The sequence below is a fragment of the Actinomadura flavalba DSM 45200 genome (genome assembly GCF_000374305.1).
Classification (GTDB): Bacteria; Actinomycetota; Actinomycetes; order Streptosporangiales; family Streptosporangiaceae; genus Spirillospora; species Spirillospora flavalba.
Genome location: NZ_KB894093.1, coordinates 13,789 through 36,537, shown reverse-complemented (window position 1 = coordinate 36,537; position 22,749 = coordinate 13,789). Strand labels below are relative to the sequence as shown.

The 22,749-nt window shown below is 72.9% G+C and carries 22 protein-coding genes; 12 read left to right on the top strand and 10 right to left on the bottom strand.

All coding sequences use genetic code 11. From position 1 onward, the window contains the following. Positions 1 to 43 precede the first annotated feature (43 nt). Complete coding sequence (gene hppD, locus C229_RS0100170) at positions 44 to 1,135, bottom strand: 4-hydroxyphenylpyruvate dioxygenase (RefSeq protein WP_018653055.1); 1,092 nt, start codon at positions 1,133 to 1,135, stop codon at positions 44 to 46. Positions 1,136 to 1,254: 119 nt separating this feature from the next. Between hppD and C229_RS0100165 the strand changes: the two genes are divergently transcribed. Further along, positions 1,255 to 1,764, top strand: a complete 510-nt coding sequence (locus tag C229_RS0100165) for an Lrp/AsnC family transcriptional regulator (RefSeq protein ID WP_018653054.1) — start codon at positions 1,255 to 1,257, stop codon at positions 1,762 to 1,764. A 190-nt stretch (positions 1,765 to 1,954) separates the two neighbouring features. On the opposite strand, the gene greA is transcribed toward C229_RS0100165, so the two are convergent. Further along, the gene (gene greA, locus C229_RS0100160; protein WP_018653053.1) at positions 1,955 to 2,455 is read right to left on the bottom strand and encodes a transcription elongation factor GreA; all 501 of its coding nucleotides are present in this window, start codon (positions 2,453 to 2,455) and stop codon (positions 1,955 to 1,957) included. A gap of 207 nt (positions 2,456 to 2,662) precedes the next feature. After that, complete coding sequence (locus C229_RS0100155) at positions 2,663 to 3,061, bottom strand: DUF4307 domain-containing protein (RefSeq protein ID WP_018653052.1); 399 nt, start codon at positions 3,059 to 3,061, stop codon at positions 2,663 to 2,665. Between the two features lie 139 nt (positions 3,062 to 3,200). Here C229_RS0100155 and mca point away from each other — a divergent pair, with 139 nt between their 5' ends. Continuing rightward, positions 3,201 to 4,127: a mycothiol conjugate amidase Mca gene (gene mca / locus C229_RS0100150; RefSeq protein ID WP_051108897.1), complete on the top strand. Its 927-nt coding sequence runs from the start codon at positions 3,201 to 3,203 to the stop codon at positions 4,125 to 4,127. A gap of 32 nt (positions 4,128 to 4,159) precedes the next feature. Then, complete coding sequence (locus C229_RS28885) at positions 4,160 to 4,321, top strand: hypothetical protein (protein ID WP_240487024.1); 162 nt, start codon at positions 4,160 to 4,162, stop codon at positions 4,319 to 4,321. Between the two features lie 12 nt (positions 4,322 to 4,333). Here C229_RS28885 and C229_RS0100140 read toward each other — a convergent pair whose 3' ends face one another. Next, positions 4,334 to 4,810, bottom strand: a complete 477-nt coding sequence (locus C229_RS0100140) for a pyridoxamine 5'-phosphate oxidase family protein (protein ID WP_018653049.1) — start codon at positions 4,808 to 4,810, stop codon at positions 4,334 to 4,336. 77 nt (positions 4,811 to 4,887) lie between these two features. Here C229_RS0100140 and C229_RS0100135 point away from each other — a divergent pair, with 77 nt between their 5' ends. Continuing rightward, the gene (locus C229_RS0100135; RefSeq protein WP_018653048.1) at positions 4,888 to 5,829 is read left to right on the top strand and encodes a ribonuclease Z; all 942 of its coding nucleotides are present in this window, start codon (positions 4,888 to 4,890) and stop codon (positions 5,827 to 5,829) included. 3 nt (positions 5,830 to 5,832) lie between these two features. On the opposite strand, the gene C229_RS0100130 is transcribed toward C229_RS0100135, so the two are convergent. Continuing rightward, positions 5,833 to 6,987 carry an epoxide hydrolase family protein gene (locus C229_RS0100130; protein ID WP_018653047.1) on the bottom strand — a complete coding sequence of 385 codons (1,155 nt, stop codon included), beginning with the start codon at positions 6,985 to 6,987 and terminating at the stop codon, positions 5,833 to 5,835. Positions 6,988 to 7,096: 109 nt separating this feature from the next. On the opposite strand from C229_RS0100130, the gene C229_RS0100125 reads away from it, so the two are divergent. Further along, positions 7,097 to 8,455, top strand: coding sequence for a dihydrolipoyl dehydrogenase family protein (locus C229_RS0100125; RefSeq protein WP_033423871.1), 1,359 nt, complete (start codon positions 7,097 to 7,099; stop codon positions 8,453 to 8,455). Between the two features lie 4 nt (positions 8,456 to 8,459). Here the strand turns inward: C229_RS0100125 and C229_RS0100120 are convergent, their stop codons facing one another. Further along, positions 8,460 to 9,026, bottom strand: a complete 567-nt coding sequence (locus tag C229_RS0100120) for a Uma2 family endonuclease (RefSeq protein ID WP_018653045.1) — start codon at positions 9,024 to 9,026, stop codon at positions 8,460 to 8,462. A 122-nt stretch (positions 9,027 to 9,148) separates the two neighbouring features. Between C229_RS0100120 and C229_RS0100115 the strand changes: the two genes are divergently transcribed. Next, on the top strand, positions 9,149 to 11,128 hold the full coding sequence (locus C229_RS0100115; protein ID WP_026313322.1) for a thioredoxin domain-containing protein: 1,980 nt from the start codon (positions 9,149 to 9,151) through the stop codon (positions 11,126 to 11,128). A gap of 175 nt (positions 11,129 to 11,303) precedes the next feature. Then, entirely contained in the window at positions 11,304 to 12,509 is a 1,206-nt protein-coding gene (locus C229_RS0100110; RefSeq protein WP_018653043.1) for a C40 family peptidase, read from the top strand. On the opposite strand, the gene C229_RS0100105 is transcribed toward C229_RS0100110, so the two are convergent. Together C229_RS0100105 and C229_RS0100100 are read right to left on the bottom strand one after the other, a co-directional pair. Further along, complete coding sequence (locus C229_RS0100105; RefSeq protein ID WP_018653042.1) at positions 12,506 to 13,120, bottom strand: acyl-CoA-like ligand-binding transcription factor; 615 nt, start codon at positions 13,118 to 13,120, stop codon at positions 12,506 to 12,508. The genes C229_RS0100110 and C229_RS0100105 overlap by 4 nt on opposite strands. Then, positions 13,101 to 14,564, bottom strand: coding sequence for an MFS transporter (locus C229_RS0100100; RefSeq protein WP_018653041.1), 1,464 nt, complete (start codon positions 14,562 to 14,564; stop codon positions 13,101 to 13,103). The genes C229_RS0100105 and C229_RS0100100 overlap by 20 nt, the downstream gene beginning before the upstream one ends. A 225-nt stretch (positions 14,565 to 14,789) precedes the next feature. Here C229_RS0100100 and C229_RS0100095 point away from each other — a divergent pair, with 225 nt between their 5' ends. From C229_RS0100095 to C229_RS0100075, 5 genes are all read left to right on the top strand, one after another. After that, positions 14,790 to 15,347, top strand: a complete 558-nt coding sequence (locus C229_RS0100095; protein ID WP_018653040.1) for a hypothetical protein — start codon at positions 14,790 to 14,792, stop codon at positions 15,345 to 15,347. A gap of 91 nt (positions 15,348 to 15,438) precedes the next feature. After that, positions 15,439 to 16,302 carry an isoprenyl transferase gene (locus C229_RS0100090; protein ID WP_018653039.1) on the top strand — a complete coding sequence of 288 codons (864 nt, stop codon included), beginning with the start codon at positions 15,439 to 15,441 and terminating at the stop codon, positions 16,300 to 16,302. A gap of 75 nt (positions 16,303 to 16,377) precedes the next feature. Beyond that, entirely contained in the window at positions 16,378 to 17,730 is a 1,353-nt protein-coding gene (locus C229_RS0100085) for a PhoH family protein (RefSeq protein ID WP_081639680.1), read from the top strand. A gap of 503 nt (positions 17,731 to 18,233) precedes the next feature. Continuing rightward, positions 18,234 to 19,043: an aggregation-promoting factor C-terminal-like domain-containing protein gene (locus C229_RS0100080; RefSeq protein ID WP_018653037.1), complete on the top strand. Its 810-nt coding sequence runs from the start codon at positions 18,234 to 18,236 to the stop codon at positions 19,041 to 19,043. A 292-nt stretch (positions 19,044 to 19,335) separates the two neighbouring features. Further along, a complete protein-coding gene (locus C229_RS0100075; protein ID WP_155884509.1) occupies positions 19,336 to 19,767 on the top strand; it encodes an aggregation-promoting factor C-terminal-like domain-containing protein in 432 nt (143 codons plus the stop codon). A 4-nt stretch (positions 19,768 to 19,771) separates the two neighbouring features. Here C229_RS0100075 and C229_RS0100070 read toward each other — a convergent pair whose 3' ends face one another. Beyond that, the gene (locus C229_RS0100070) at positions 19,772 to 21,178 is read right to left on the bottom strand and encodes a class II fumarate hydratase (protein WP_018653035.1); all 1,407 of its coding nucleotides are present in this window, start codon (positions 21,176 to 21,178) and stop codon (positions 19,772 to 19,774) included. A 240-nt stretch (positions 21,179 to 21,418) separates the two neighbouring features. Beyond that, positions 21,419 to 22,681: a serine/threonine-protein kinase gene (locus C229_RS32410; RefSeq protein ID WP_169513800.1), complete on the bottom strand. Its 1,263-nt coding sequence runs from the start codon at positions 22,679 to 22,681 to the stop codon at positions 21,419 to 21,421. Positions 22,682 to 22,749 lie beyond the last annotated feature (68 nt).

Below are 22,749 nucleotides of genomic sequence, written 5' to 3'. Positions count from 1 at the left end.
GGCACGCCGCTCCCGCCGCAAACGCCGGTTGACGACAGTTTGATCAAAGGTTGCCGCGACGTTCCTGCTCGCGCTCGATGGCCTCGAACAGCGCCTTGAAGTTGCCCTTGCCGAAACCGAGCGAGCCGTGCCGCTCGATCATCTCGAAGAAGACCGTCGGACGGTCCTGCACGGGCTTGGTGAAGATCTGGAGCAGGTAGCCGTCCTCGTCGCGGTCCACCAGGATGCCGCGCCGCTGGAGCTCCTCGATCGGGGCGCGGACCTCGCCGATGCGGGCGCGCAGCTCGGGGTCCTCGTAGTAGGAGTCCGGTGTGGCCAGGAACTCCACGCCCGCCGCGCTCATCCGGTCCACCGACCGGATGATGTCGTTGGTCGCGAGCGCGATGTGCTGGACGCCCGGTCCGCCGTAGAACTCCAGGTACTCGTCGATCTGCGACTTGCGGCGGCTCTCGGCGGGCTCGTTGAGCGGGAACTTCACCTTGCGGGTGCCGTCCGCGACGACCTTGGACATCAGCGCCGAGTACTCGGTGGCGATGTCGTCGCCGATGAACTCGGCCATGTCGGTGAAACCCATGACGCGGTGGTAGAAGTCGGCCCACTCGTCCATGCGCTCGACGTTGCCGACGCAGTGGTCGATGGCCTGGAAGTACCGCTTGGCGGGCGGCTCCACGATCGGGTCGGCGGCGACGTAGCCCGGCAGGTAGGGGCCGGAGTAGTTCGACCGGTCGATGAGGGAGTGCCGCGTCTCGCCGTAGGTCGCGATGGCCGCGATCGTCACCTTGCCGAAGTCGTCCTCCAGGACGTGCGGCTCGGCGACGGACGTCGCGCCGTTGGCGAGCGCGTGCCGGTAGGCGGCCTCGGCGTCCGGCACCTCGATCGCGAGGTCGGTCACGCCGTCGCCGTGGGCGGCGACGTGCCGGCCGAGGTCGGTCCCCGCCCGGGCCGGTCCCCGGAACACGAACCGCGCGCCGCCGGACTCCAGCACGTGCGCGGCCTCGTCGGGGCTGCCGTTCTCGGGGCCGCGGTAGGCGACGCGGCGCATCCCGAAGGCGGTCGAGTAGTAGTGGGCGGCCTGCTTGGCGTTGCCGACCGCGAAGACGACGGCGTCCATGCCCTTCACCGGGAACTGATCCATGACCCCAGTTCGCCATGCCCCGACAAGGTGCGCAAGAGTGGACTGATTCACTGCACAATGTGACCAGTGATAGTCCGGCCCGACCGGACGTTCTGTACAGGATGCCCAGGGGAGGGACGATGTCCGGGATCGACGCGCTGGACGCCCGGCTGATCGAGCTGTACACCGCCGAGCCGCGCATCGGCGTGCTGGAGGCGTCGCGCCGCCTCGGCGTCGCGCGCGGCACCGTCCAGGCCCGCCTCGACCGCCTCGCCCGCGACGGCGTGACGCGCGGCTTCGGCCCCGAGATCGACCCGGCGGCCCTCGGCTACGACGTCACCGCGTTCATCACCCTGCAACTGCGGCAGGGCAGCGGCCACGACCCCGTCGCGAGCCGCCTCGCCCGCATCCCCGAGGTCATCGAGGCGCACACCATCACCGGCCCCGGCGACATGCTGTGCCGCGTCGTCGCCCGCAGCAACCGCGACCTGCAACGCGTCATCGACCAGATCGTCGCCGCCGACGGCGTCGAGCGCGCCTCCTCGGTCATCTCGCTGGCCGCCCAGATCCGGCACCGCACGCTGCCGCTGGTGTTCGCCGCTGTGTCTATGGCCGCGCCTTCGGCGCGGCGGGGTCAGGGCCCCCTTTAGTGCCGCCCCAGAGCAAGATCAACCGCCGCTGCGCGACGTTTGATCTTGCTCTGGGGCGGCACGGGCCCTGACCGGGTGGTTCGCGTGTATACGGACGGACCCGCCGCGCGGAGTTGACGCGGCGGGTCCGGGAGTCTGGTGGGGCGCTCGGGGTCGCGCGGGAGGACGCGCGGCGGGGAGAGGGGGCGGCTCAGCCGCCGACGTACGGGGTGGCGTCGAGGATCTCCACCGTCATGCTGCGGCCGTTGGGCAGGGAGTAGGTGGCGCTGTCGCCGACCTTCTTGCCGTTGATGGCCGCGCCGAGCGGGGACCTCGGGGAGTACACGTCGATCGGGGCGCCGCTCTCCTCGCGGGAGGCCAGCAGGAACGTGACCTCCTCGTCGTCGCCGGTGAACGCGACGGTGACGGTCATGCCGGGGCCGACCACGCCCTCGGTGCGGGGCGCCTCGCCGACGCGGGCGTTCTCCAGGATGCCCTGGAGCTGGAGGATGCGGCCCTCGATCTTGCCCTGTTCCTCCTTGGCCGCGTGGTAGCCGCCGTTCTCCTTGAGGTCACCCTCCTCCCGGGCCGCCTCGATCTTCTGCGCGATCTCGGTGCGGCCCGTCCCCGACAGGTGGTCCAGCTCAGCCTTGAGCCGGTCGTACGCCTCCTGGGTCAGCCAGGTGACGTTGTCAGCGCGGGTCTCGGTCACGGGTACTCCTCATCCACATGGTGCGATCATCGCCCGCCCCGGGAGGGGTCCGGCTACACATCGACATGAAGTGCGGCTAGATGAAACCTCTAGCCTATCCGGTACGTGCGGGTAAAGGTTCCCTGAACGACCGCTCCGCAATCCGCCAACGGCGTTTCGCTTCACCTGGGATTTCGGGGGTCGTGAGGGGGCCTGACCGGGGCGTCGCTAGAGGCGGTGGCAGTCGTGGACGCGGGCGCCCACCGCCCTGCGCGGCGTCGCCAGCGTCTTGGCGCCCGTCAGCCGCGCCGTGCCGCGCGGGACGGTGATCTCGACCTTGCTCAGGATGTTGAAGTCGTGGTCGTAGGCGTCGACCGTGCAGCGGACCTCGGCGTCCTTCGGCTTGGCGACGGCGTACGAGACGGTGACCGACGCGTCGTCCACCACGTTGTACGTCGTGGTCTGCGAGGCTATTCCCGGACGCTGCGCGGAGAAGACGTACACCACGGCGAAACCGCCGGCCGCCAGTGCCGAGACCGTGCCGATGACGATCCAGCCGAGCAGCCCCAGCTTCTGGCGCTCACCGGCGGACGGCGGGGCGGGGTCGGGCGGGGCGTCGAGGGCCATGGCGGGGAATCTCCCTGCGGGGTGCGGACGTTGTCAGGGACAATTCTCGTCGGCCGTGCCGGGTGCTCCGAACCGGGGTGCCCTTACCGGCGAGAGATGACCAGGTTGCTGTGAGGGAGAGGCCCACGTGACGGAGTCCATGTCCGAGCCCGCGGACCGCGCCGAGCACGCCCCGCCGGCGCGGGACGCCGCCGGCTCGCGGCTACGGCTGATGGCGGTGCACGCCCACCCCGACGACGAGTCGAGCAAGGGCGCCGCGACGATGGCGCGCTACGTCGCCGAGGGCGTGGACGTCCTCGTCGTGACGTGTACCGGCGGGGAGCGCGGCAGCATCCTCAACCCCGCGATGGACCGTCCGGAGATCACCGCCGACATCGGCCGCGTCCGGAACGAGGAGATGGCGCGCGCCCGCGAGATCCTCGGCGTCCGGCAGAGCTGGCTCGGCTTCGTCGACTCCGGCTTCCCCGAGGGCGACCCGCTGCCGCCGCTGCCCTCGGGCTGCTTCGCCCTGGAGGACCTGGAGCGCGCGTCCGAGCCGCTGGTGCGGGCCGTCCGCGAGTTCCGCCCGCACGTGATGCTCACCTACGACGAGCGCGGCGGCTACCCCCACCCCGACCACGTCAAGTGCCACGAGGTGTCGGTGGAGGCGTTCGAGGCCGCGGGCGACCCGGAGCGCTATCCCGGCACCGGCGACCCGTGGCAGCCGCTCAAGCTCTACTACCACATGACGTTCAACAAGGAGCGGACGGTCGCGCTGCACGAGGCGATGCTGGCGGCCGGGCTCGAATCGCCCTACGCCGACTGGATGAAGCGGTTCGACGAGACCGACGCGCCCTGGGCCGTGACGACCCGCGTCCCGTGCGGCGAGCACTTCGAGACCCGCGACCGGGCGCTGCTGGCGCACGCCACTCAGATCGACCCGAACGGGTTCTGGTTCCAGGTCCCGCTGGACCTCCAGCGCGAGACATGGCCGACCGAGGACTACCATCTGGCCAGGTCCCTCGTCGATACCGAGGTGCCGGAGGACGACCTGTTCGCCGGCGTCCGGGAGAAGGTGTGTCTCTAGTGCTCCTCGCGTACCCGCTCAACGATGACACGGTGACCCCGGGCTTCCTCGGCTTCGGCGTCTTCCTGCTGCTCGCCGTCGCGACGTTCCTGCTCATCCGGTCGATGAACGGCCGGATCAAGCACGTCCAGGCGCCGCACGAGGCCGACCTGAAGCAGGAGGAGTGGGAGCGCGCGCAGCGCGAGAAGGAGTAGCGGCGCGCGGTCTCAGACCTTGCGGTGGTCCCAGCTCACGACGTGCTCGGCCTCCATCACGATGATGACCCGCTTGGCCATGGCCTGCTCGATGCCCCGGGCGAACTCCGGGTCGAGGGGGGCGCCCGTCTCCGGGACGGGCAGGCCGGCCAGCCGGGAGCCGGTGACGGCGCCGACCTTGAGGCGTACGTCGGGGTCCTCGATGACGCGGCCCCGACCGTAGAGGGTGACGCCGCGCAGTTCGTTGTACTCGGTGCCGTCCTCGACCAGGCACGTCATCGTGGGGTCGCGGCGCAGGTTGAGCACCTTCTGCGACGCCTTGTACGTGGAGAACGCGATCTTCCCGTCGAGCAGCGCGTAGAACATCGTGACCAGGTGCGGCGCGCCGTCCTTGCCGACGGTCGCGACCTGCACCTTGAAGTTCGCCGCCAGGAAGTCGGCGACCTCGGCCGGGCTCATCCTGATCTGCTCGCGCTTGCTGGTGCCCATGGGCGGTCCCTCCGGTCGGCGTCCGCGCCAGGATAACCGCGTGCTTACTGCGCGCGGCGGGCGGGAGGATGGTGCCCATGTCCGTGCGTGAACTCGTCGTCCTCGGCTCGTCCTCGGCCGTCCCCACCCGCTACCGCAACCACAACGGGTACCTGCTCCGCTGGGACGGCCACGGCCTGCTGTTCGACCCCGGCGAGGGCACGCAGCGGCAACTGGTGTTCGCGGGCGCGTCCGCGACCGACCTGACGTGGCTGTGCGTCACGCACTTCCACGGCGACCACTGCCTCGGCGTCCCCGGCATCGTGCAGCGCGTCGCCCGCGACGGGGTGCCGCACCCGGTCCGGGCGGTGTTCCCGGCGAGCGGCGCGGTGTACTGGGAGCGGCTGCGGCACGCGTCGGCCTTCCGCGACACCGGCGTCATCCGCGAGACGCGCCTGTCCGGCGAGCACGTCGCGATCGACACCGGCGACGCGCCGTTCGGGCTGGCCGCCCGGCGCCTGTCCCATCCCGTCGAGTCCTACGGGTACCGGCTCACCGAGCCGGACGGGCTCAGCATGCTCCCCGGCGAACTGGCCAGGCGGGGCATCAGCGGCCCTCAGATCGGCGTCCTGCGCGCCCGGGGCGAGATCACCGCGCCGGACGGCTCCACCGTCACGCTCGCGGAGACCAGCCGCGTCCGGCCCGGCCAGACGTTCGCGTTCGTCATGGACACCCGCCTGTGCGACGGCGCGTTCGCGCTCGCGGAGAACGCCGACCTGCTCGTCATCGAGTCGACCTTCCTCGACGCCGAAGCCCACCTGGCCCGCGACCACGGCCACCTCACCGCCGCCCAGGCCGCCCGCGTCGCCGCCGAGTCCGGCGCCCGCCACCTCGTCCTCACCCACTTCTCCGAGCGCTACCGCCCCGAGGACGAGGAACGCTTCGTGCGCGAGGCCGCGTCGGTGTTCGACGGGGAGATCACGCTCGCGCACGACCTGGACCGCGTCCCGATGCCCCGCCGCAACACCGCGCGCGGCTGATCCTCACCCGGCGCGGAGCCCGCCGAAGAACACGCGCAGGTCGTCGACGAGGCCGTCCGGGTCGGCCATCGCGACCATGTGGCTGCGCGCCTCGCGCCCGCCCCAGTGCACGATGTCGTTGCCGCGCGCGGCCAGCCGCCGGAACGCGTCCGGCCCGCCGTGCGAGACGCCGGTCGGGACGGCGTCCTGGTCGACCGGCAGCCCGGCCGCGCCCTCGTAGTACGTCCACGACGACGACCCGCCGGTGTTCCCGAACCAGTACACGGCGGCGTTGGTGAGGATGCGGTCCCGCTCCAGGACGGTGCCCGGGTCCGCGCCGTCGGGCCAGCCGTCGAACTCGAAGAAGCGCTCCAGCAGGTAGGCGAGCTGGAACACCGGCGAGTCCGCGAAGCCGTGCGCGAGGGTCTGCGGCCGGTTCGTCAGATAGGGGCCGTAGCCGCTGGCGGCCTCCATCCAGTCGGCGGCGCCCGCGAACTCGGCCCGTTCGGCGTCGGTGAGCACCGCGGCCTCGTCCGGCTCGCCGAGCGGGATGCCGAGGCCGCCGGTGATGTGCGCGCCGATCACGTGCGCGGCGTCCAGCGCCCCGAGGCGCGGGGTGACGAGCGCGCCCGCGTCGTTGCCGTGCGCGCCGTAGCGGTCGTAGCCGAGCCGCGCCATCAGCGCCGCCCACGTGCGGGCGACCCGGTCGACGCTCCACGGCCGCGGGTCGGCCGGTTCGGGGAACGGCGAGAACCCGAAGCCGGGCAGCGACGGGACGACGACGTGGAACGCCGTCGCCGGGTCGAGGCCGTGGGCGCGCGGGTCGGTGAGGGGGCCGACGAGCCCGGTCAGCTCCGTGAACGAGTTCGGCCAGCTATGCGTGATGATCAGCGGGACGGCGTCCGGCTCGGGGGAGCGGACGTGCAGGAAGTGGACGTTCTGGCCGTCGATGACGGTGCTGAACTGCGGGAACGCGTTGAGCCGGGCTTCGTGGGCGCGCCAGTCGTAGCCGTCCGCCCAGTATCCGGCCAGGTCCCGGAGGTAGCCGGTGGGCACGCCCCGGCTCCACCGCGCGCCGGGCAGCTCGGGGGCCCAGCGGGTGCGGCGGAGCCGGTCGCGCAGGTCGTCCAGGTCGGCCTGGGGGACGTCGATGCGGAAGGGGCGGATCTCGGAGTTCATGACGCTACGCTCGCAGTGGTCGCGGACGACTTCTGTCCGGCATTGACGGGATTCGGGACGTCGCGTCGCGCGGGGATGACTGCGCGGTGCGCGGGGCAGGAGAGCAGGCATGGCAGAAGATGTGGACGTCGTCGTCATCGGTCTGGGCCCCGGCGGGGAGAACGCGGCGGGGCTGCTGGCCGACGCCGGGCTGCGCGTGGTGGGGGTCGAGTCCCGGCTGGTCGGGGGCGAGTGCCCGTACTGGGCGTGCGTGCCGACGAAGATGATGGTGCGGGCCGGCGACCTCGTGCGCGACGCGCACCGCGCGCGGGACCTCGCCGCCGAGACCACCGTCCGGCCCGACTGGTCGCGGGTCGCCGGGCGCATCCGCGACGACGCGACGAACGACTGGACGGACGGTCCCGCCGCAGACCGCCTCACCAAGCGCGGCGTCACGCTCGTGCGCGGCGCGGGCGTGATCACCGGGCCGGGGGAGGTCACGGTGGGCGACCGCGTGTTCCGGGCCGGGCGCGGCATCGTGCTCAACACCGGCACGTCCCCGAGCGTCCCGCCGATCGACGGCCTGGACGGCACCCCGTACTGGACCAACCGGGACGTCGTCGCCGTTCCCACCGTGCCCGCGTCGCTGCTCGTGCTCGGCGGCGGCGTCGTCGGCGTGGAGACCGCGCAGGTGTTCGCCCGGTTCGGCACACGCGTCACGATCGTCGAGGGCGGCCCGCGGCTGCTGTCGCGCGAGGAGCCCGAGGTCGGTGACCTGCTCGGCCAGGTCTTCGAGCGCGAGGGCATCGACGTCCGCACGAACACGCGCGCCACGGGCGTCAGTCACGACGGCGGCTTCACCCTGCACACCGGTGACGGCGACCTGACCGCCGAACGCCTCCTCGTCGCGACCGGGCGCCACTCCAACCTGCCGGGGCTCGGCCTGGGCCGGATCGGCCTGCGCGAGGACGCGCGGTTCGTCGACGTGGACGGCGCCATGCGCGCCGCCGACGGCGTCTGGGCGATCGGTGACATCACCGGCAAGGGCGCCTTCACGCACGTGTCGATGTACCAGTCGGAGATCGCCGTCCGCGCGATCCTCGACCGCCCCGGCCCGCCGGCCGCCTACCGCGCCGTCCCGCGCGTCACCTTCACCGACCCGGAGATCGGCGTCGTCGGCCTCACCGAGAAGGAGGCCGAAGACCAGAACCTCCCCGTCCGCACGGGCTTCACCAGAATCCAGGACTCGACCCGCGGCTGGATTCAGGGCCCCGGCGGCGAGGGCTTCATCAAACTCGTAGCCGACACCGAATGGGGCATCCTCGTAGGCGCCACCGTCATGTCCCCGATGGGCGGCGAGATCCTCGGCGCCCTGGCCGTCGCCGTCCACGCGGAGGTCCCCATCGACACCCTCCGCACCATGATCTACGCCTACCCCACCTTCCACCGAGCCATAGAATCCGCCCTCACCGACCTCGAAGCGACCTGATGCCTCAGATGGCCCCGAGGTCGACGGCGACGGAGAACGGCGCGGTGGCCTTCACCGTGCCGGTGAACATCTCACCGTCCCGGTAGACCTTGGTGGCCGGGTCGAGCACGTAGGTGTAGACGATCGGAACTCCGGTGGCGGCCGGTTCGACACGCCAGTAGAACGGGATGCCCGCCTTGGCGTACTGATCCACCTTCACGACCCGGTCCGTGGTCTCCGAACCGGGCGACACGACCTCGACGACCATGAGCACGTGCTCAGGGCGGGTGGTCGCGAGGTCGAGGGTGTCCGCCCGGTAGACGACGACGTCCGGGCGGCGGTTCGTGAGCGGGACGTCCTGAAGACGGACGTCGAAGTCGGTGTCGGCGTTCCAGTCCGGCCCCGCGGCGGCGTCGAGGGCGTTGGCCAGAAGCCGCGCCAGCCGGTTATGCCGCTTCGAGGCGCTCGGGCTCACGACGACCATCCCGTCCACGATCTCGATGCCCGCGCACTGTTCCTCAGTCCACGCGTCGTACTGCTCCGCGCTGATCTGGGTGTGCATCCACGCGGGCGCCACCATGTCGGCGGTCATGGTGCCTCCTCAAGGAGCCTCGACGGCTCGGCCGCTCCTGTCGCCAGCCTACTGTTCCGCCGCCCGCGGACGCTCTGTCCCCGGGCGGGTGAGCGCCGGGTCCGTTGGGGGAGGATGGGCGTATGGCCAATCGTCTTGCTCGTGCCACGTCGCCCTATCTGCTCCAGCATGCGGAGAATCCCGTGGAGTGGTGGGAGTGGTCGCCGGAGGCGCTGGCGGAGGCGGCGCGGCGGGACGTGCCGGTGCTGTTGTCGGTCGGGTACGCGGCGTGTCACTGGTGTCACGTGATGGCGCACGAGTCGTTCGAGGACGGCGCGACGGCCGCGCTGATGAACGAGTACTTCGTGAACGTCAAGGTCGACCGGGAGGAACGTCCCGACATCGACGCGGTGTACATGGAGGCGACGCAGGCCATGACCGGGCAGGGCGGGTGGCCGATGACCGTGCTCATGACGCCGGACGGGCACCCGTTCTACTGCGGCACCTACTTCCCCCGGCAGCGGTTCCAGGCCGTGCTGGAGGCCGTGCACACCGCGTGGCGCGACCAGCGCGAGCAGGTCGTCGCGCAGGGACGGCAGGTCGTGGACGCGCTCAGCGGGCGCGGCGGCGCCCTCACCGGCGGCGACGCCCCCGACGCGGACGCGCTCGCGGCGGCCGTCCGCGCGCTGGCCACCGGGTACGACGCCGCGCGCGGCGGGTTCGGCGGGGCGCCGAAGTTCCCGCCGTCGATGGCGCTGGAGTTCCTGCTGCGCCACCACGCCCGCACCGGCGACGCGGACGCGCTCGCCATGGCCGGGCACACGCTGGAGGCGATGGCGCGCGGCGGCATGTACGACCAGCTCGGCGGCGGCTTCGCCCGCTACTCCGTCGACGACGCGTGGGTGGTGCCGCACTTCGAGAAGATGCTGTACGACAACGCGCTGCTCGCCCGCGTCTACGCGCACTGGTGGCGCGTCTCCGGCGACCCGTTCGCCCGCCGCGTCGCGCTGGAGACGTGCGACTGGATGCTCCGCGACCTCGGCACCGCCGAAGGCGGCCTGGCCTCGGCGCTCGACGCCGACAGCGAGGGCGAGGAGGGCCGCTTCTACGTCTGGACGCCGGGTCAGCTCGCGGAGGTCCTCGGCCCGGACGACGCCGCCTACGCCGCCGGGCTGTTCGACGTCACCGGCACGTTCGAGCACGGCACGTCCGTCCTCCAGCTCCACCGCGACCCGGACGACCTCGAACGCTACGACCGCGTCCGCCGCGCGCTGCTGGCCGCCCGCGAGGAGCGCGTGCCGCCCGCCCGCGACGACAAGGTCGTCGCGGCGTGGAACGGCCTGGCCGTCGCGGCGCTGGCCGAGTGCGGCGCGCTGTTCGGACGCCTCGACCTGGTCGCGGCGGCCGAGCAGGTCGCGGGTCTGGTCCTGGCGCTGCACGTGTCCGGGGGCCGCCTGGTCCGGACGTCGCGCGACGGCGCGGCGGGCGCGAACGCGGGCGTCCTGGAGGACTACGCCGACGTCGCCGAAGGACTGCTCGCCCTGCACGGCGTCACCGGAAACCCGAAGTACGTGGACGCGGCGGGCGAACTGCTGGAGACCGTCCTGACCCGCTTCACCGACGGCGAGGGCGGCTTCTTCGACACCGCCGACGACGCCGAGCGGTTGTTCCGCCGCCCGCAGGACCCGACCGACAACGCCACCCCGTCCGGCCAGTTCGCGGCGGCCGGGGCGCTGCTGTCGTACGCGGCGCTGACGGGGGAGTCCCGGCACCGCGACGCCGCCGCCCGCGCGCTGGCCCCGGCGCGGCTGCTGGCCGCCGAGCACGCGCGGTTCGCGGGCTGGGGGCTGGCGGTGGCCGAGGCGCTGGCGGCGGGGCCGCTGGAGATCGCCGTCGTCGGGGCGCCCGGCGACGAGCGCACCCGGGCGCTGCACGACACGGCGCTGATGGCGGTGTCGCCGGGCGCGGTCGTCAGCGTGGGGGAGCCGGGGGCGGCGACGGTGCCGCTGCTGACCGGCCGCACGCTGGTGGACGGTGCTCCGGCCGCCTACGTGTGCCGCGATTTCGCCTGCCGGCTGCCGGTGACCGAGCCCGCCGCGCTGGTGGCCGAGCTGCGGAGCTGAGTGGATCGAACGTCCATTTTGTGACAGCGTGACCTTGATCTCGTTTCCGCTTGGTGTTACCACTGGGTAGCGGAAGTGGCGCGAGGGAAACGAGACCGCCGCTTCGCGGGGTGGAGCCCGGCCGCGCCGGGTATCTGAACCACTGTCTTGATCATCCCAGAACGAGGAGTGTCGCGTGCCCAAGCCGGACCGCCGGATACTGCCGACGCTGATCGGCGTGACCGTGCTGGCCACGCTCGGCACCAACGTGGCGGCGCTCGCGCTGCGCGACGACGGCTCGGCCCCCGGCTCCGGCCTCACCGCGACGCCCCCGCGCGACGCGCAGAAGCAGGCCGACTTCGTCGCCACGTCCGGCACCCGCGTCCCCACCACCGCGGCCGTCGCGCCGCTCGGCAAGCGCCTCACGCCGCACTACCTCGTCGCCGCCGAGGCCGCCCTGCCGCCCGAGACGGTGGAGAAGGTCCGGAAGACCAAGACCGTGCGCGGCGCCGAGGTCGTGGACGCCGTCCAGGTCCAGGTGGCGGGCAAGCGGATCGGGCTGCTCGGCGTCGAGCCGTCCACGTTCCGGAACTTCACGCCCGAGCCGACCGCCAAGTCCGACGCACTGTGGCGCAACATCGCCGCCGGGGACGCCGCCATCTCGTTCACGATGGGCAGCGACGGCGGCGTGCGGCTCGGCAGCCAGATCCCGGTCGGCGGCAAGACGGCGTCGGGCCGCGTCCGCGTCGGCGCCTACGCCACGATGGGCCTCGGGGACGTGGACGCGGTCGTCTCCCGCGCCACCGCCCGCTCGCTCGGCGTCCCCGCCGGGAACGCCGTCCTGGTCAGCGCGCCCAAGGCCAAGCCGCAGGCGTTCCTGAAGACGCTGAAGAAGATGCTGCCCAAGGGCGCCAAGGCCGTCGAGGTCAACCCCGCCATCGACTACCCGCGCTCGCAGACCGGCGCGCCGCAGTCGAGCGCGAACGGCCAGGTCATGACGGCCGGGCAGGTGCAGACCGTCATCAAGGCCGCCTACACCCGCATCGGCTGGCCGTACGTGTGGGGCGGCGAGTCCGAGGCCGAGGGCGGCTACGACTGCTCGGGCCTCATGCAGTACGCGTTCGCGCAGGCGGGCATCCGGCTGCCGCGCGTCGCCGCCGACCAGGCCCGCACCGGCTGGATCGTCCCGCTGGACAAGGCCCAGCCCGGCGACATGCTCCTCTGGGCCAACGACCCGACCGCGCCCGGCTACATCTCGCACATCGCCCTCTACATCGGTGACGGCAAGATGATCGCCGCCCCGCGCCGGGGCACCCGCGTCCAGGTTCAGGCGGTCTACACCAACAACTTCAAGGGCGCCGTCCGGGTGAACCCGCGCCGCGCCGCCGTCACCCCCGGCTAGAGCGGCATCCCCGCGCCGAGGAAGGCGAGCCGCTCGTCCACGAGGGCGGGCAGGTCGCCGGTGGCGCCGCCGTCCAGCCAGTCGTAGAGGGCGGCGACGAGCACGCCGAGCACGGCGAAGCAGAACGTGGCGACGAGAGGATCGTCGGCGCGGCGCCCGGTGCGCTCGGCGAGCAGCCGGGTGAGCACCAGGAACGTCCCGCCGCGCAGCGACTCCATGACGCGGGCCCGCAGTTGCGGCACCTCGACGAGCAGCCGGACGCGGGTCGCGATCGTCGCGGTGTCCTGCCGGGCCAGCTCGCCGAGCACCTGCCGCAGCGTCGCCCGGACGGCCGTCAGCGGCGGGACGTCGGGCGGCTGCTCGCCGAGCACGTGTTCCATGACGGGGTCGTACTCGTCGGTGACGACCACGTCCTCCTTCGTCGGGAAGTACCGGAAGAAGGTGGACGGCGAGATCTCCGCAGCCGCCGCGATCTGCTCGACGGTCGTGGCGTCGTACCCCTGCTCGGCGAACAGCCGCAGCGCGTGCTCCTGCACGGACCGGCGGGTGCGCAGCTTCTTGCGCTCGCGGAGCGGGAGCCGGGTCAGCGGGTCAGCGGGCGGCGTGCTCATCCCCCGATTCTGGGGCATCGGCGCGGCGCGCGGCGAGCAGCGCGGCCAGCGCGGCCGAGGCGAGCGCGCAGCCGCCGAGGACGACGGCCATTCCCGTCGTGTAGGCGTCGCGGGCGGCGGCGAGCAGTTCGGCGTCGCCGGTGCGGACGGCCCGCGCGACGTCGGCGCCGATCGCGTCGCCGTCGACCCGGTCGCGGTAGACGGCCGACAGGACGCTGCCGAGCCCGGCCACGCCGAGCGCGGCGCCGGTCTGCCGGAGCGCCTGGACGAGCCCGGACCCGCTGCCCGTCCGCCCGTCGGGGAGCCGGGCGAGGACGCCGTCCATCGCGGGAATGAGCGCCAGCCCGAACCCGATGCCCGCCACGGCGAGCCAGGCCGCCGTGAACGCGTCGCCGGAGCCGGGCGCGCTGAGCGTCCCGAGGCCGAACCCGGCCGCGACGACGGCGAGCCCGGCGGCCATCACCGCGTCGCGGCCGAGGCGGCGGGTGAGCCGTTCGGTGACCGCGCTGCCGACGAGCAGTCCGGCGAGCATCGGGATCATCCGCACGCCGGTGGCGAGCGTGCCGTGCCCCCGCACGGCCTGGAGGTACTGCGGCAGGACGAACAGCAGCCCCGCCATCATCAGCGTCGCCCACACCGCCGTGATCACCGGCCGCCGGAACAGCGCGTCGCCGAACAGCGCGAGGTCCACCAGCGGCCGGTCCCGCCGCCGCTCCCAGCGGACGAACCCGGCCAGCACGACGACGGCGCCGGCGAGCGTGCCGAGGACTAGCGGGTCGCCCCACCCGCGCACCGGCGCCTCGATGACCCCGAACACCAGTGCGGCGAGCCCGGCCGCCGACAGCAGCGCTCCGGGGACGTCCAGCGGCGGCGCCGCCGTGTCCCGTGACGCGGGCAGGAACGCGACGGCCGCGACGGCGGCGAGCAGCGCGACGGGCACGTTGACCAGGAACACCGATCCCCACCAGAAGTGCTCCAGCAGCCAGCCGCCCAGCAGTGGCCCGAACGGCAGCCCGATCGCCATGGACGCCGACCAGACCGCGACGGCGCGGGTGCGCTCGGCGGGCGGGAACAGCACGGTCAGCAGCGACATCGACATCGGCACGAGGATCGCGGCGCCGACGCCCATCGCGGCGCGTGCGGCGATGACGCCGCCCGTCCCGGTCGCGTACGCGCCGCCGAGCGAGGCGGCGCCGAACACGGCGAGCCCGGCGAGCAGCAGGCGGCGGCGCCCGTAGCGGTCGCCGAGCATCCCGGCGGGGAGCAGCAGGGCGGCGAAGACGAGCACGTAGGCGTCCACGATCCACTGGAGAGCGCTCGTGGAGGCGTCCAGGTCGGTGGAGAGCGTGGTGAGCGCGACGTTGAGGATCGTCAGGTCGAAGCCGAGCGCGAGGACGGCCAGGGAGAGCGCGGCGAGGCCCCACCAGCGCCGGTGCGTGGTCATTACAGTCACCTTCATTCGGAAGTCAGTAGAAAATGATAGTAACTCTCAAAATCTTCGAGAGGTCAAGAGCCCGTGCCTGGCCGACGCCCGCTCCGCCGAAGCCGATGCTTGATCGTTTTCCTTGCTCGATCGCGCCGTCCGCGAGGTGTGATCATGGTGTTGACCTGGCCTAATGTGCGTGTCAGTGGTTGCGCTCACCCGCTGACGCACATCAGGGAGGCATCGATGCGGGGCATCACCTGCCAGGACGGTTCATCGCTCGCCGTCGTGCCCGTCGCGGCCCGGGACCGCGGCGGCGCCGCCTACGAGATCACGCTCGAACTGCGCCGCGACGGCGCCGTGTTCGGCGCGGTCGGCGAGCGCTGCGGCCACCGCATCGCCGCGCTCGCCGAACGCGTCGCCGCCGCCCGCGCCGACGGCTCCCCGCAGTCCGGCCGCTGGCCCGACCCCGACGACCGCTTCCCCGAGCCCGGCGGCGGCCTGCCCGCCGACGCCCCGGGCGACGAACCCGAGCTGTTCGCGTTCCGGCACCGCGAACGCGCCGACGGCGCCGGCACCGGCGAACTGCGCTGCACGCTGCGCACCACCGCCCGCTGGGTCGGCCCCGGCGGACGCGACGGCCGGTGGCGGATCGCCCGCCGCGCCGTCGTCGAGGCGTGGGGCGCGGGCGGACGCGGGGTGCGCGCCGTCCTCACGTCCGGCGAACTCGCCGGATTCCTCGCCGAAGTCCTCGCCGAGGCCGAACGCGACCGCTCCTCCCGGCGTCTCACCGGACGACGATGAGGAACGGCCGAACCGGTGGGACGACCCGCGCGGACAGGCCATAATTGAGCGTCGTTCCCGCCCGGGACGTCGCTCGAAGGGAAGCCCGCACATGGGGACTCGGCGCACGCGAACCCGCCGCGACCAGGACGGCGAGCCGCGCCGCCGGAGCTCCGCCCGGCTCGTCGGCGCCGTCCGCGGCAGCCGCCCGTACGGCGTCGTCCGCGACGCCGCCTACCGCCTGTACGAGCGGCGCGTCGAGGCGTCCCTGCCGACCGACATCACGCCCCGGCACGTCGGCGTCATCCTCGACGGCAACCGCCGCTGGGCCCGCTCGATGGGCCTGGCCGACGTCAACACCGGGCACCGCCGCGGCGCCGACAAGATCTCGCACCTGCTGCACTGGTCGGCGGAGGCGGGCGTCGAGGTCGTCACGCTGTGGCTGCTGTCCACCGACAACCTCACCCGTCCCGCCGGGGAACTCGCCCCGCTGCTCGGCATCATCGAGAGCACCGTCGAGCAGCTCGCCGCCGACGGCTGGCACGTCAAGCCCGTCGGCGCCCTCGATCTGCTGCCCGACAAGACCGCTCGTGTCCTGAAAGACGCCGCCGAGGCCACATCCGATGCTCCCGGGCTGATTGTGAACGTCGCCGTTGGGTACGGAGGTAGGCGTGAGATCGCTGATGCGGTGCGCTCCCTGCTCCTCCAGCAGGCGGCCGAAGGCACCAGCATCGAGGAACTCGCCGAGGTCCTCGACGTGGAGCACATCGCCGAGCATCTCTACACGCGCGGCCAGCCTGACCCCGATCTCGTCATCCGCACCTCGGGTGAGCAACGACTCTCGGGTTTCATGCTGTGGCAGAGCGCGCACTCGGAGTTCTACTTCTGCGAAGTCCACTGGCCGGACTTCCGCAAGGTCGACTTCCTGCGCGCCCTGCGCTCGTACGCCGCGCGCCACCGGCGCTACGGTTCCTAGGGGCACCGCCCCACCCACCGCCGCTCGGGCGGACCTGCGCGCCACCGGTAGTTCCCCATCTGTCAGGGAGATCGAGTGGCCACAACCTCCCCGCGCCGTCCCGCTTCCGGGAGCAGTGCCGAAGCTTCCGCTACGGCCCGGCGCACCTACGTCCTCGACACGAGCGTCCTGCTCGCCGACCCGGGGGCGATGACCCGGTTCGCCGAGCACGAGGTCGTCATCCCGATCGTCGTGATCACTGAGCTGGAGGGCAAGCGGCACCATCCCGAACTGGGCTACTTCGCCCGCCAGGCGCTCCGCACCCTCGACGATCTGAGGGTCGACTACGGGCGGCTCGACGAGGCACTGCCACTCGGTGAGGACGGCGGCACGCTGCGCGTCGAGCTGAACCACTCCGATCCGTCCGTCCTGCCGGACGGGTTCCGCCTCGGCGACAACGACACCCGCATCCTCTCGGTGGCGGCCTGGCTCGCGCACGAGGGCCACGACGTCGTCCTGGTCTCCAAGGACCTGCCGATGCGGGTCAAGGCGTCGGCCGTGGGCCTCACCGCCGAGGAGTACCGGGCGGAGCTGGCCGTCGTCGAATCCGGCTGGACCGGGATGCGGGAGCTGGAGCTGTCCGGCGGGCAGGTCGAGGAGCTGTACGACGGCGGCGGCGCCGAACTGGAGGAGGCGCGCGAGCTGCCCTGCCACACCGGCCTGCGGATTCTGTCCGAGCGCGGCTCGGCGCTGGCGCGGGTGCTGCCCGACAAGTCGGTGCGGCTGGTCCGCGGCGACCGCGAGGTCTTCGGGCTGCGCGGCCGGTCCGCCGAGCAGCGCATCGCGCTGGACCTGCTCACCGACGAGGACGTCGGCATCGTCTCGCTCGGCGGGCGCGCCGGCACCGGCAAGTCGGCGCTGGCGCTGTGCGCGGGGCTCGACGCCGTCCTGGAACGTCGCAAGCACCGCAAGGTCGTGGTGTTCCGGCCGCTGTACGCGGTCGGCGGGCAGGAGCTCGGCTACCTGCCGGGGTCGGAGAACGAGAAGATGTCGCCGTGGGCGCAGGCCGTCTACGACACGCTCTCGGCCGTCACGACGCCCGAGGTCATCGACGAGGTCCTCGACCGCGGCATGCTGGAGGTCCTGCCGCTCACGCACATCCGCGGTCGCTCGCTGCACGACGCGTTCGTGATCGTCGACGAGGCGCAGTCGCTGGAGCGCGGCGTCCTGCTGACGGTCCTGTCGCGCATCGGCGCGGGGTCGCGCGTCGTGCTCACCCACGACGTCGCCCAGCGCGACAACCTGCGGGTAGGCCGGCACGACGGCGTCGCCGCCGTGGTGGAACGGTTGAAGGGCCATCCGCTCTTCGCCCACGTGACGCTCACCCGGTCGGAACGGTCCCCGATCGCGGCGCTGGTCACCGACATGCTCGGCGACGTCGGAAGCTGAGCCCGGACGGTCGCGCGTTCCGCGTCCCCGCGGCCGGACAGGCCGCCGGGACGCGGAACCTTTTCCGGCACTCAGCGTGATCTTCGATGAGCGCACCGTCGGTCTGTGATGAACGTCACTGGTTACGCGTCAAGGTTCGGTAAACCCTGCTCGGACGGCGGATACGGACGGTCGCGGGGCGAGTTGACAAGCGCCTGGACCGGTTCTTTCGTCTCGATTCGGTTGCGGACCATGCCGTCGGCTCGGGCATTGTGGTCCCCCGTAAGCACCCCTGGGAACGGGTGCCGTGCCCGCGCGACCCCCGAAGCACTCCGCGCGGACGAGGTCCGTTCCGGGTCCGGGCCGCCCGCATCGGGAACCCCGGGCGGGGGGTGGACGTGCCCTCGTACGAGCGCCCATGCCGTGCGACCGTCGGAAGGACCGCCTTGTCCGGAGACTCGTCCGGGTCCCCCAGGCAAGACGAACGACCGCTCGATGGCTTCCCCGGCCACGACGACGTCCGCGTGGCGGGCGCCCCGCCCACCGCGTTCGGCGCGTCCGGTGACACCGCCGCGCTGCCGGACCTCGGCCCGGAGGCACCCCGCGAGGAGATCTCCAGCGCGCGCAGGGGCGGCACCCGGCGCGCTCCGGCGTCCCGGCGGCTCGGGCTGAAGGTCGCGGCCGTCGCCGGCGGCGCCGTCGTCGCGGTCGGCGCCGGTGCCGTCGCGGCCCTGGCGCTGGGCGGCGAGCCCGACGCGGCGGCCGAGACCGGCACCGTCGCGTCCGCGCCGCTCGCCGACCCGGCCCCCGCGCCGGACCCCGCCGTGCAGGAGCGGGAGCGCAAGCGGCTCGCGCAGGAGCGCAAGGAGCTGGCGCACAAGCGCGCCTCCCGCGAGGCGCGCGGCGCCGCCGAAGCGCCCAGGCTGCGCGCCAAGGGCACGCCGATCCCCACCGAGACGCCCACGCCGAAGCCGCGCTCGGGCGGCGGTGGCGGCGGCGCTCCGACCGGTGGCGGCGACCCCGTCCCGGCGGGCGAGGCGCAGGCCATCGCCAAGTCGATGCTGCCGAGCTTCGGCTTCTCCGGCGGCGGCCAGTTCGGCTGCCTGGTGAAGCTGTGGAACAAGGAGAGCGGCTGGCGCCACACCGCCGCGAACCCGTCGTCGGGCGCGTACGGCATCCCGCAGGCGCTGCCCGGGTCGAAGATGGCCAGCGCCGGGTCGGACTGGCGCAGCAACCCCCGCACGCAGATCAAGTGGGGACTCGGCTACATCAAGAACCGCTACGGCACCCCGTGCGGCGCGTGGGGGCACTCCCAGCGCGTCGGCTGGTACTGAGCGTCCCTCGGGAGCGTCAGCCCCGGGTCAAGTCCACGTGCGCGGCGTCCGCCTGTCCGGCGGGCGCCGTTCGTGGTTTCTGGGGACATGCTGGACGGGGCCGCCATGCGGACCCGTCCTGGTTCGTCCTTCGTCGTGGCATTCGTGCGTCGTGAGGGCGGGTGGGCCGCCACCGGGACGTCCGCTTTGTCCGGCGCTCGGGTCGGCTCCGTCCCAGACGTTGGTCACGATCGTTCCGGGCCGGGTCGCGAGCCGTGTCGCGCTTGCGCCTGAGCGCTGCACGCTGGTGGACATGACACGACCCGCGAACCGCCGCGCCCTCGGCCCGCTCGGCGCGGCCGTCCTGCTCGCCGCGACCCTGCCCGCCCCGGCCGCGTCCGCGTCCGCCGAGCCGGGCGCACCGGCGGCGGGCGAGCGCACCGACCGCAACAAGCGGATCGCCCGCACCGCCATGCGCGCCTACGGCTGGGGCTCCGAACGCCAGTTCCGCTGCCTGGAGCGGCTCTGGGAGCGCGAGAGCGGCTGGAACGAGAACGCCCACAACTCCTCCAGCGGCGCGCACGGCATCCCGCAGGCGCTGCCCGGCTCGAAGATGGCCGCCGCCGGGTCGAACTGGCGCAGCAACGCCCGCACCCAGATCCTGTGGGGCCTGAAGTACATCAAGGGCCGCCACGGCACGCCCTGCGGCGCGTGGAGCCACTTCCAGAGCAAGGGCTGGTACTGAGCCGCTAACGCGGGTCGGGCCGCGTCATCGTCAGCACGTCCAGCGCCGCGTCCAGCTCCTCCAGCGTGAGGGCGCCGTTCTCGACGTGGCCGCGCTCCAGGACGACCTCGCGGATCGTCCGGCGCTCGGCGAGCGCCTGCTTGGCGATGGCGGCGGCCTCCTCGTACCCGACGTACCGGTTCAGCGGCGTCACGATCGACGGCGAGGACTCGGCGTACTCGCGCATCCGCTCCGCGTCCGGCTCGATGCCGTCCACGCAGCGGTCGGCCAGCAGGCGGCTCACGTTGGCGAGCAGCGCGATCGACTCCAGCACGTTGCGCGCCAGCATCGGCAGCATCACGTTCAGCTCGAAGTTGCCGGACGCGCCGCCGAACGTGATCGCCGCGTCGTTCCCGATGACCTGCGCGGCGACCTGGAGCGTCGCCTCGGGGATCACCGGGTTGACCTTGCCCGGCATGATCGACGAACCGGGCTGGAGGTCGGGCAGCCGGATCTCGGCCAGGCCCGCGCGCGGACCCGACCCCATCCAGCGCAGATCATTGGCGATCTTGGTGAGGCCGACCGCGACCGTCTTGAGCGCCCCGCTGGCCTCCACGAGCCCGTCCCGGGCGCCCTGCGCCTCGAAGTGGTCGCGCGCCTCGGTGAGCGGCAGGCCCGTCACGGCGGCGATCTCGGCGATGACGCGGGCCGCGAACCCGGGCGGAGTGTTGATGCCGGTGCCGACGGCCGTCCCGCCCAGCGGCAGCTCGGCCAGCCGGGGGACGACGCCGCGCATCCGCTCGGCGCCCGCGCGGATCTGCGCCGCGTAGCCGCCGAACTCCTGCCCGAGCGTCACCGGCGTCGCGTCCATCAGGTGCGTGCGGCCCGACTTGACCAGCGGCCCGAACTCGATCGCCTTGCGGCCGAGCGCCGCCTCCAGATGCTCAAGGGCCGGAATCAGGTCGTACAGGACGGCGCTCGTCGCCGCGATGTGGATCGAGGACGGGAACACGTCGTTGGACGACTGGGACGCGTTCACGTGGTCGTTGGGGTGCACGGGACGGCCCAGCCGCTCCTGCGCGAGCGTCGCCACGACCTCGTTGGCGTTCATGTTCGACGACGTGCCCGACCCGGTCTGGAACACGTCGATGGGGAACTGGTCGTCCCACTTCCCGGCGGCGACCTCCAGCGCGGCGTCCCGGACCGCCTCGGCGATCTCCGGGTCGAGCACGCCCAGCTCGGCGTTGGCCGTCGCGGCGGCCGCCTTGATGTGCCCGAGCGCCGCGATGTGCGGCCCCTCCAGCCCCCGCCCCGAGATCGGGAAGTTCTCCACCGCCCGCTGCGTCTGCGCCCGCCACTTGGCCGCGCCCGGCACCCGGACCTCTCCCATCGAGTCGTGCTCGATCCGGTATTCGCCCTCGGACCCGGCCATGCCCCCGCACCTCCACCTCACCGTTGATCACCTAGTGCAGCACCGCACACCCCGGGACCATTCCCGGTGACACCGGATCACACCCGCTGTCCAACACCCGTGCGTATACACGCGCACCACCGGGTCAGGGCCGTGCCGCCTCGGAGGGCATGATCCTCCGGACCGAAGGGAGGATGATCATGCCCTCCGAGGCGGCACTCAAGGGGCCCTGACCCCGCCGCGCCGAAGGCGCGGCCATTGTTAGCGCGCGCGGACGGTATAGCTGCGGCGCTGGCCGGGTTCGCCGAGGGGTTTGCGCTGGCCGTTGACCCAGACCTCGCACGCCGACGCGTCGTAGACGACGGCGTTGAGGACCGGCTGGTCGTACTGGCGGGCGCCGCCGGGCGGAATCGTCTCGTTGTTGGCCAGGACGGTCAGCGTCGTGCCGGGGACGGCCACGAAGATGCGGCACCCGGCCGCGCGGGCGCGGACGACGAGCGTGCCGCCGCCGGACGCGGGAACGGTCGAGGCGGTCGGCGGCGCCTGCCCCGTCGGCTGCCCGGTGGGCTGCGTCCCGGGGCTCTCGCGCATCATGCCGACCGCCAGCGCCGTCACGCCGATCCCGCAGGACGCGACGACGGCGCCGACCAGCGCGATCACCGCCATCAGCCGGTACCGGGGGGTGGCGTTGCGGCGGGCCGAGCGCGGCGCGGTCATCGCCCGCTCCAGCCGGTCGACGGCGCGGGCGTGGCTGAGCCGCCGCGTCGGGTGCTTCTCCAGCAGCCCGGACACGACGGGGCCGAGCGTCCCGGCGTTGCGGGGCGTCGGCGGCGTCTCGTTGGCGAGCGCGCTGAGCGTCGCCATCACGTTGTCGCGCTCGAACGGCGGACGGCCCTCCAGCGCCGCGTACAGCGTCGCGCCGAGGGACCACAGGTCCGAGCGGGGGGTCGCCTTCTCCCCGGCGGCCACCTCGGGCGCGACGTAGGCGGGCGAACCCATGAAATGGCCGGTCTTGGTCAGGCTGGTCGAACCGGACGAGAAGGCCAGTCCGAAATCGGTCAGCACGACCCGGTCGCCGTCCAGCAGGACGTTGCTGGGCTTGAGGTCGCGGTGGACGATCCCCGCCCGGTGCGCGACGGCGAGCGCGTCCAGCAGCTTGCGCCCGATGTAGCCGACCCGCTCGGGCGGCAGCGGACCGGACCGCTCGATGAGCTGTTCCAGACTCGGCGCCTCGATCAGCTCCATGACGATCCACGGCCGGCCCTGCTCGATGACGACGTCGTAGACCTCGACGATCGACGTGGAGCGGAGCTGCGCCGGGGCGCGCGCCTCCCGCAGGGTACGGCGGTAGAAGACGACGCGCTCGTTCTCGGAGAGGTCGTCGGGGAGCCGCAGCTCCTTGATCGCCACCGCGCGATCAAGGAGATCGTCATGGCCGCGCCAGACGATGCCGTTGGCACCCTGACCGATTTCCGAGACCAGCCGGTAGCGCGTCGCGAGCACGAGGCGCTCTGACTGAGACATGGGGGAAAGATACCGGAGTGGCCGTCCGGTCATTGGGGAGACCACGGCACGAACTTGTTTTTCGGGCC

What these genes read in the sequence shown, in the direction of transcription:
- hppD (WP_018653055.1), bottom strand. Translation starts at nt 1,135, where the DNA reads ATGGATCAGTTCCCGGTGAAGGGCATGGACGCCGTCGTCTTCGCGGTC.
- C229_RS0100165 (WP_018653054.1), top strand. Translation starts at nt 1,255, where the DNA reads ATGTCCGGGATCGACGCGCTGGACGCCCGGCTGATCGAGCTGTACACC.
- C229_RS0100155 (WP_018653052.1), bottom strand. Translation starts at nt 3,061, where the DNA reads ATGGCCCTCGACGCCCCGCCCGACCCCGCCCCGCCGTCCGCCGGTGAG.
- mca (WP_051108897.1), top strand. Translation starts at nt 3,201, where the DNA reads ATGTCCGAGCCCGCGGACCGCGCCGAGCACGCCCCGCCGGCGCGGGAC.
- C229_RS0100140 (WP_018653049.1), bottom strand. Translation starts at nt 4,810, where the DNA reads ATGGGCACCAGCAAGCGCGAGCAGATCAGGATGAGCCCGGCCGAGGTC.
- C229_RS0100135 (WP_018653048.1), top strand. Translation starts at nt 4,888, where the DNA reads ATGTCCGTGCGTGAACTCGTCGTCCTCGGCTCGTCCTCGGCCGTCCCC.
- C229_RS0100130 (WP_018653047.1), bottom strand. Translation starts at nt 6,987, where the DNA reads ATGAACTCCGAGATCCGCCCCTTCCGCATCGACGTCCCCCAGGCCGAC.
- C229_RS0100125 (WP_033423871.1), top strand. Translation starts at nt 7,097, where the DNA reads ATGGCAGAAGATGTGGACGTCGTCGTCATCGGTCTGGGCCCCGGCGGG.
- C229_RS0100120 (WP_018653045.1), bottom strand. Translation starts at nt 9,026, where the DNA reads ATGACCGCCGACATGGTGGCGCCCGCGTGGATGCACACCCAGATCAGC.
- C229_RS0100115 (WP_026313322.1), top strand. Translation starts at nt 9,149, where the DNA reads ATGGCCAATCGTCTTGCTCGTGCCACGTCGCCCTATCTGCTCCAGCAT.
- C229_RS0100105 (WP_018653042.1), bottom strand. Translation starts at nt 13,120, where the DNA reads ATGAGCACGCCGCCCGCTGACCCGCTGACCCGGCTCCCGCTCCGCGAG.
- C229_RS0100100 (WP_018653041.1), bottom strand. Translation starts at nt 14,564, where the DNA reads ATGACCACGCACCGGCGCTGGTGGGGCCTCGCCGCGCTCTCCCTGGCC.
- C229_RS0100095 (WP_018653040.1), top strand. Translation starts at nt 14,790, where the DNA reads ATGCGGGGCATCACCTGCCAGGACGGTTCATCGCTCGCCGTCGTGCCC.
- C229_RS0100090 (WP_018653039.1), top strand. Translation starts at nt 15,439, where the DNA reads ATGGGGACTCGGCGCACGCGAACCCGCCGCGACCAGGACGGCGAGCCG.
- C229_RS0100075 (WP_155884509.1), top strand. Translation starts at nt 19,336, where the DNA reads ATGACACGACCCGCGAACCGCCGCGCCCTCGGCCCGCTCGGCGCGGCC.
- C229_RS0100070 (WP_018653035.1), bottom strand. Translation starts at nt 21,178, where the DNA reads ATGGCCGGGTCCGAGGGCGAATACCGGATCGAGCACGACTCGATGGGA.
- C229_RS32410 (WP_169513800.1), bottom strand. Translation starts at nt 22,681, where the DNA reads ATGTCTCAGTCAGAGCGCCTCGTGCTCGCGACGCGCTACCGGCTGGTC.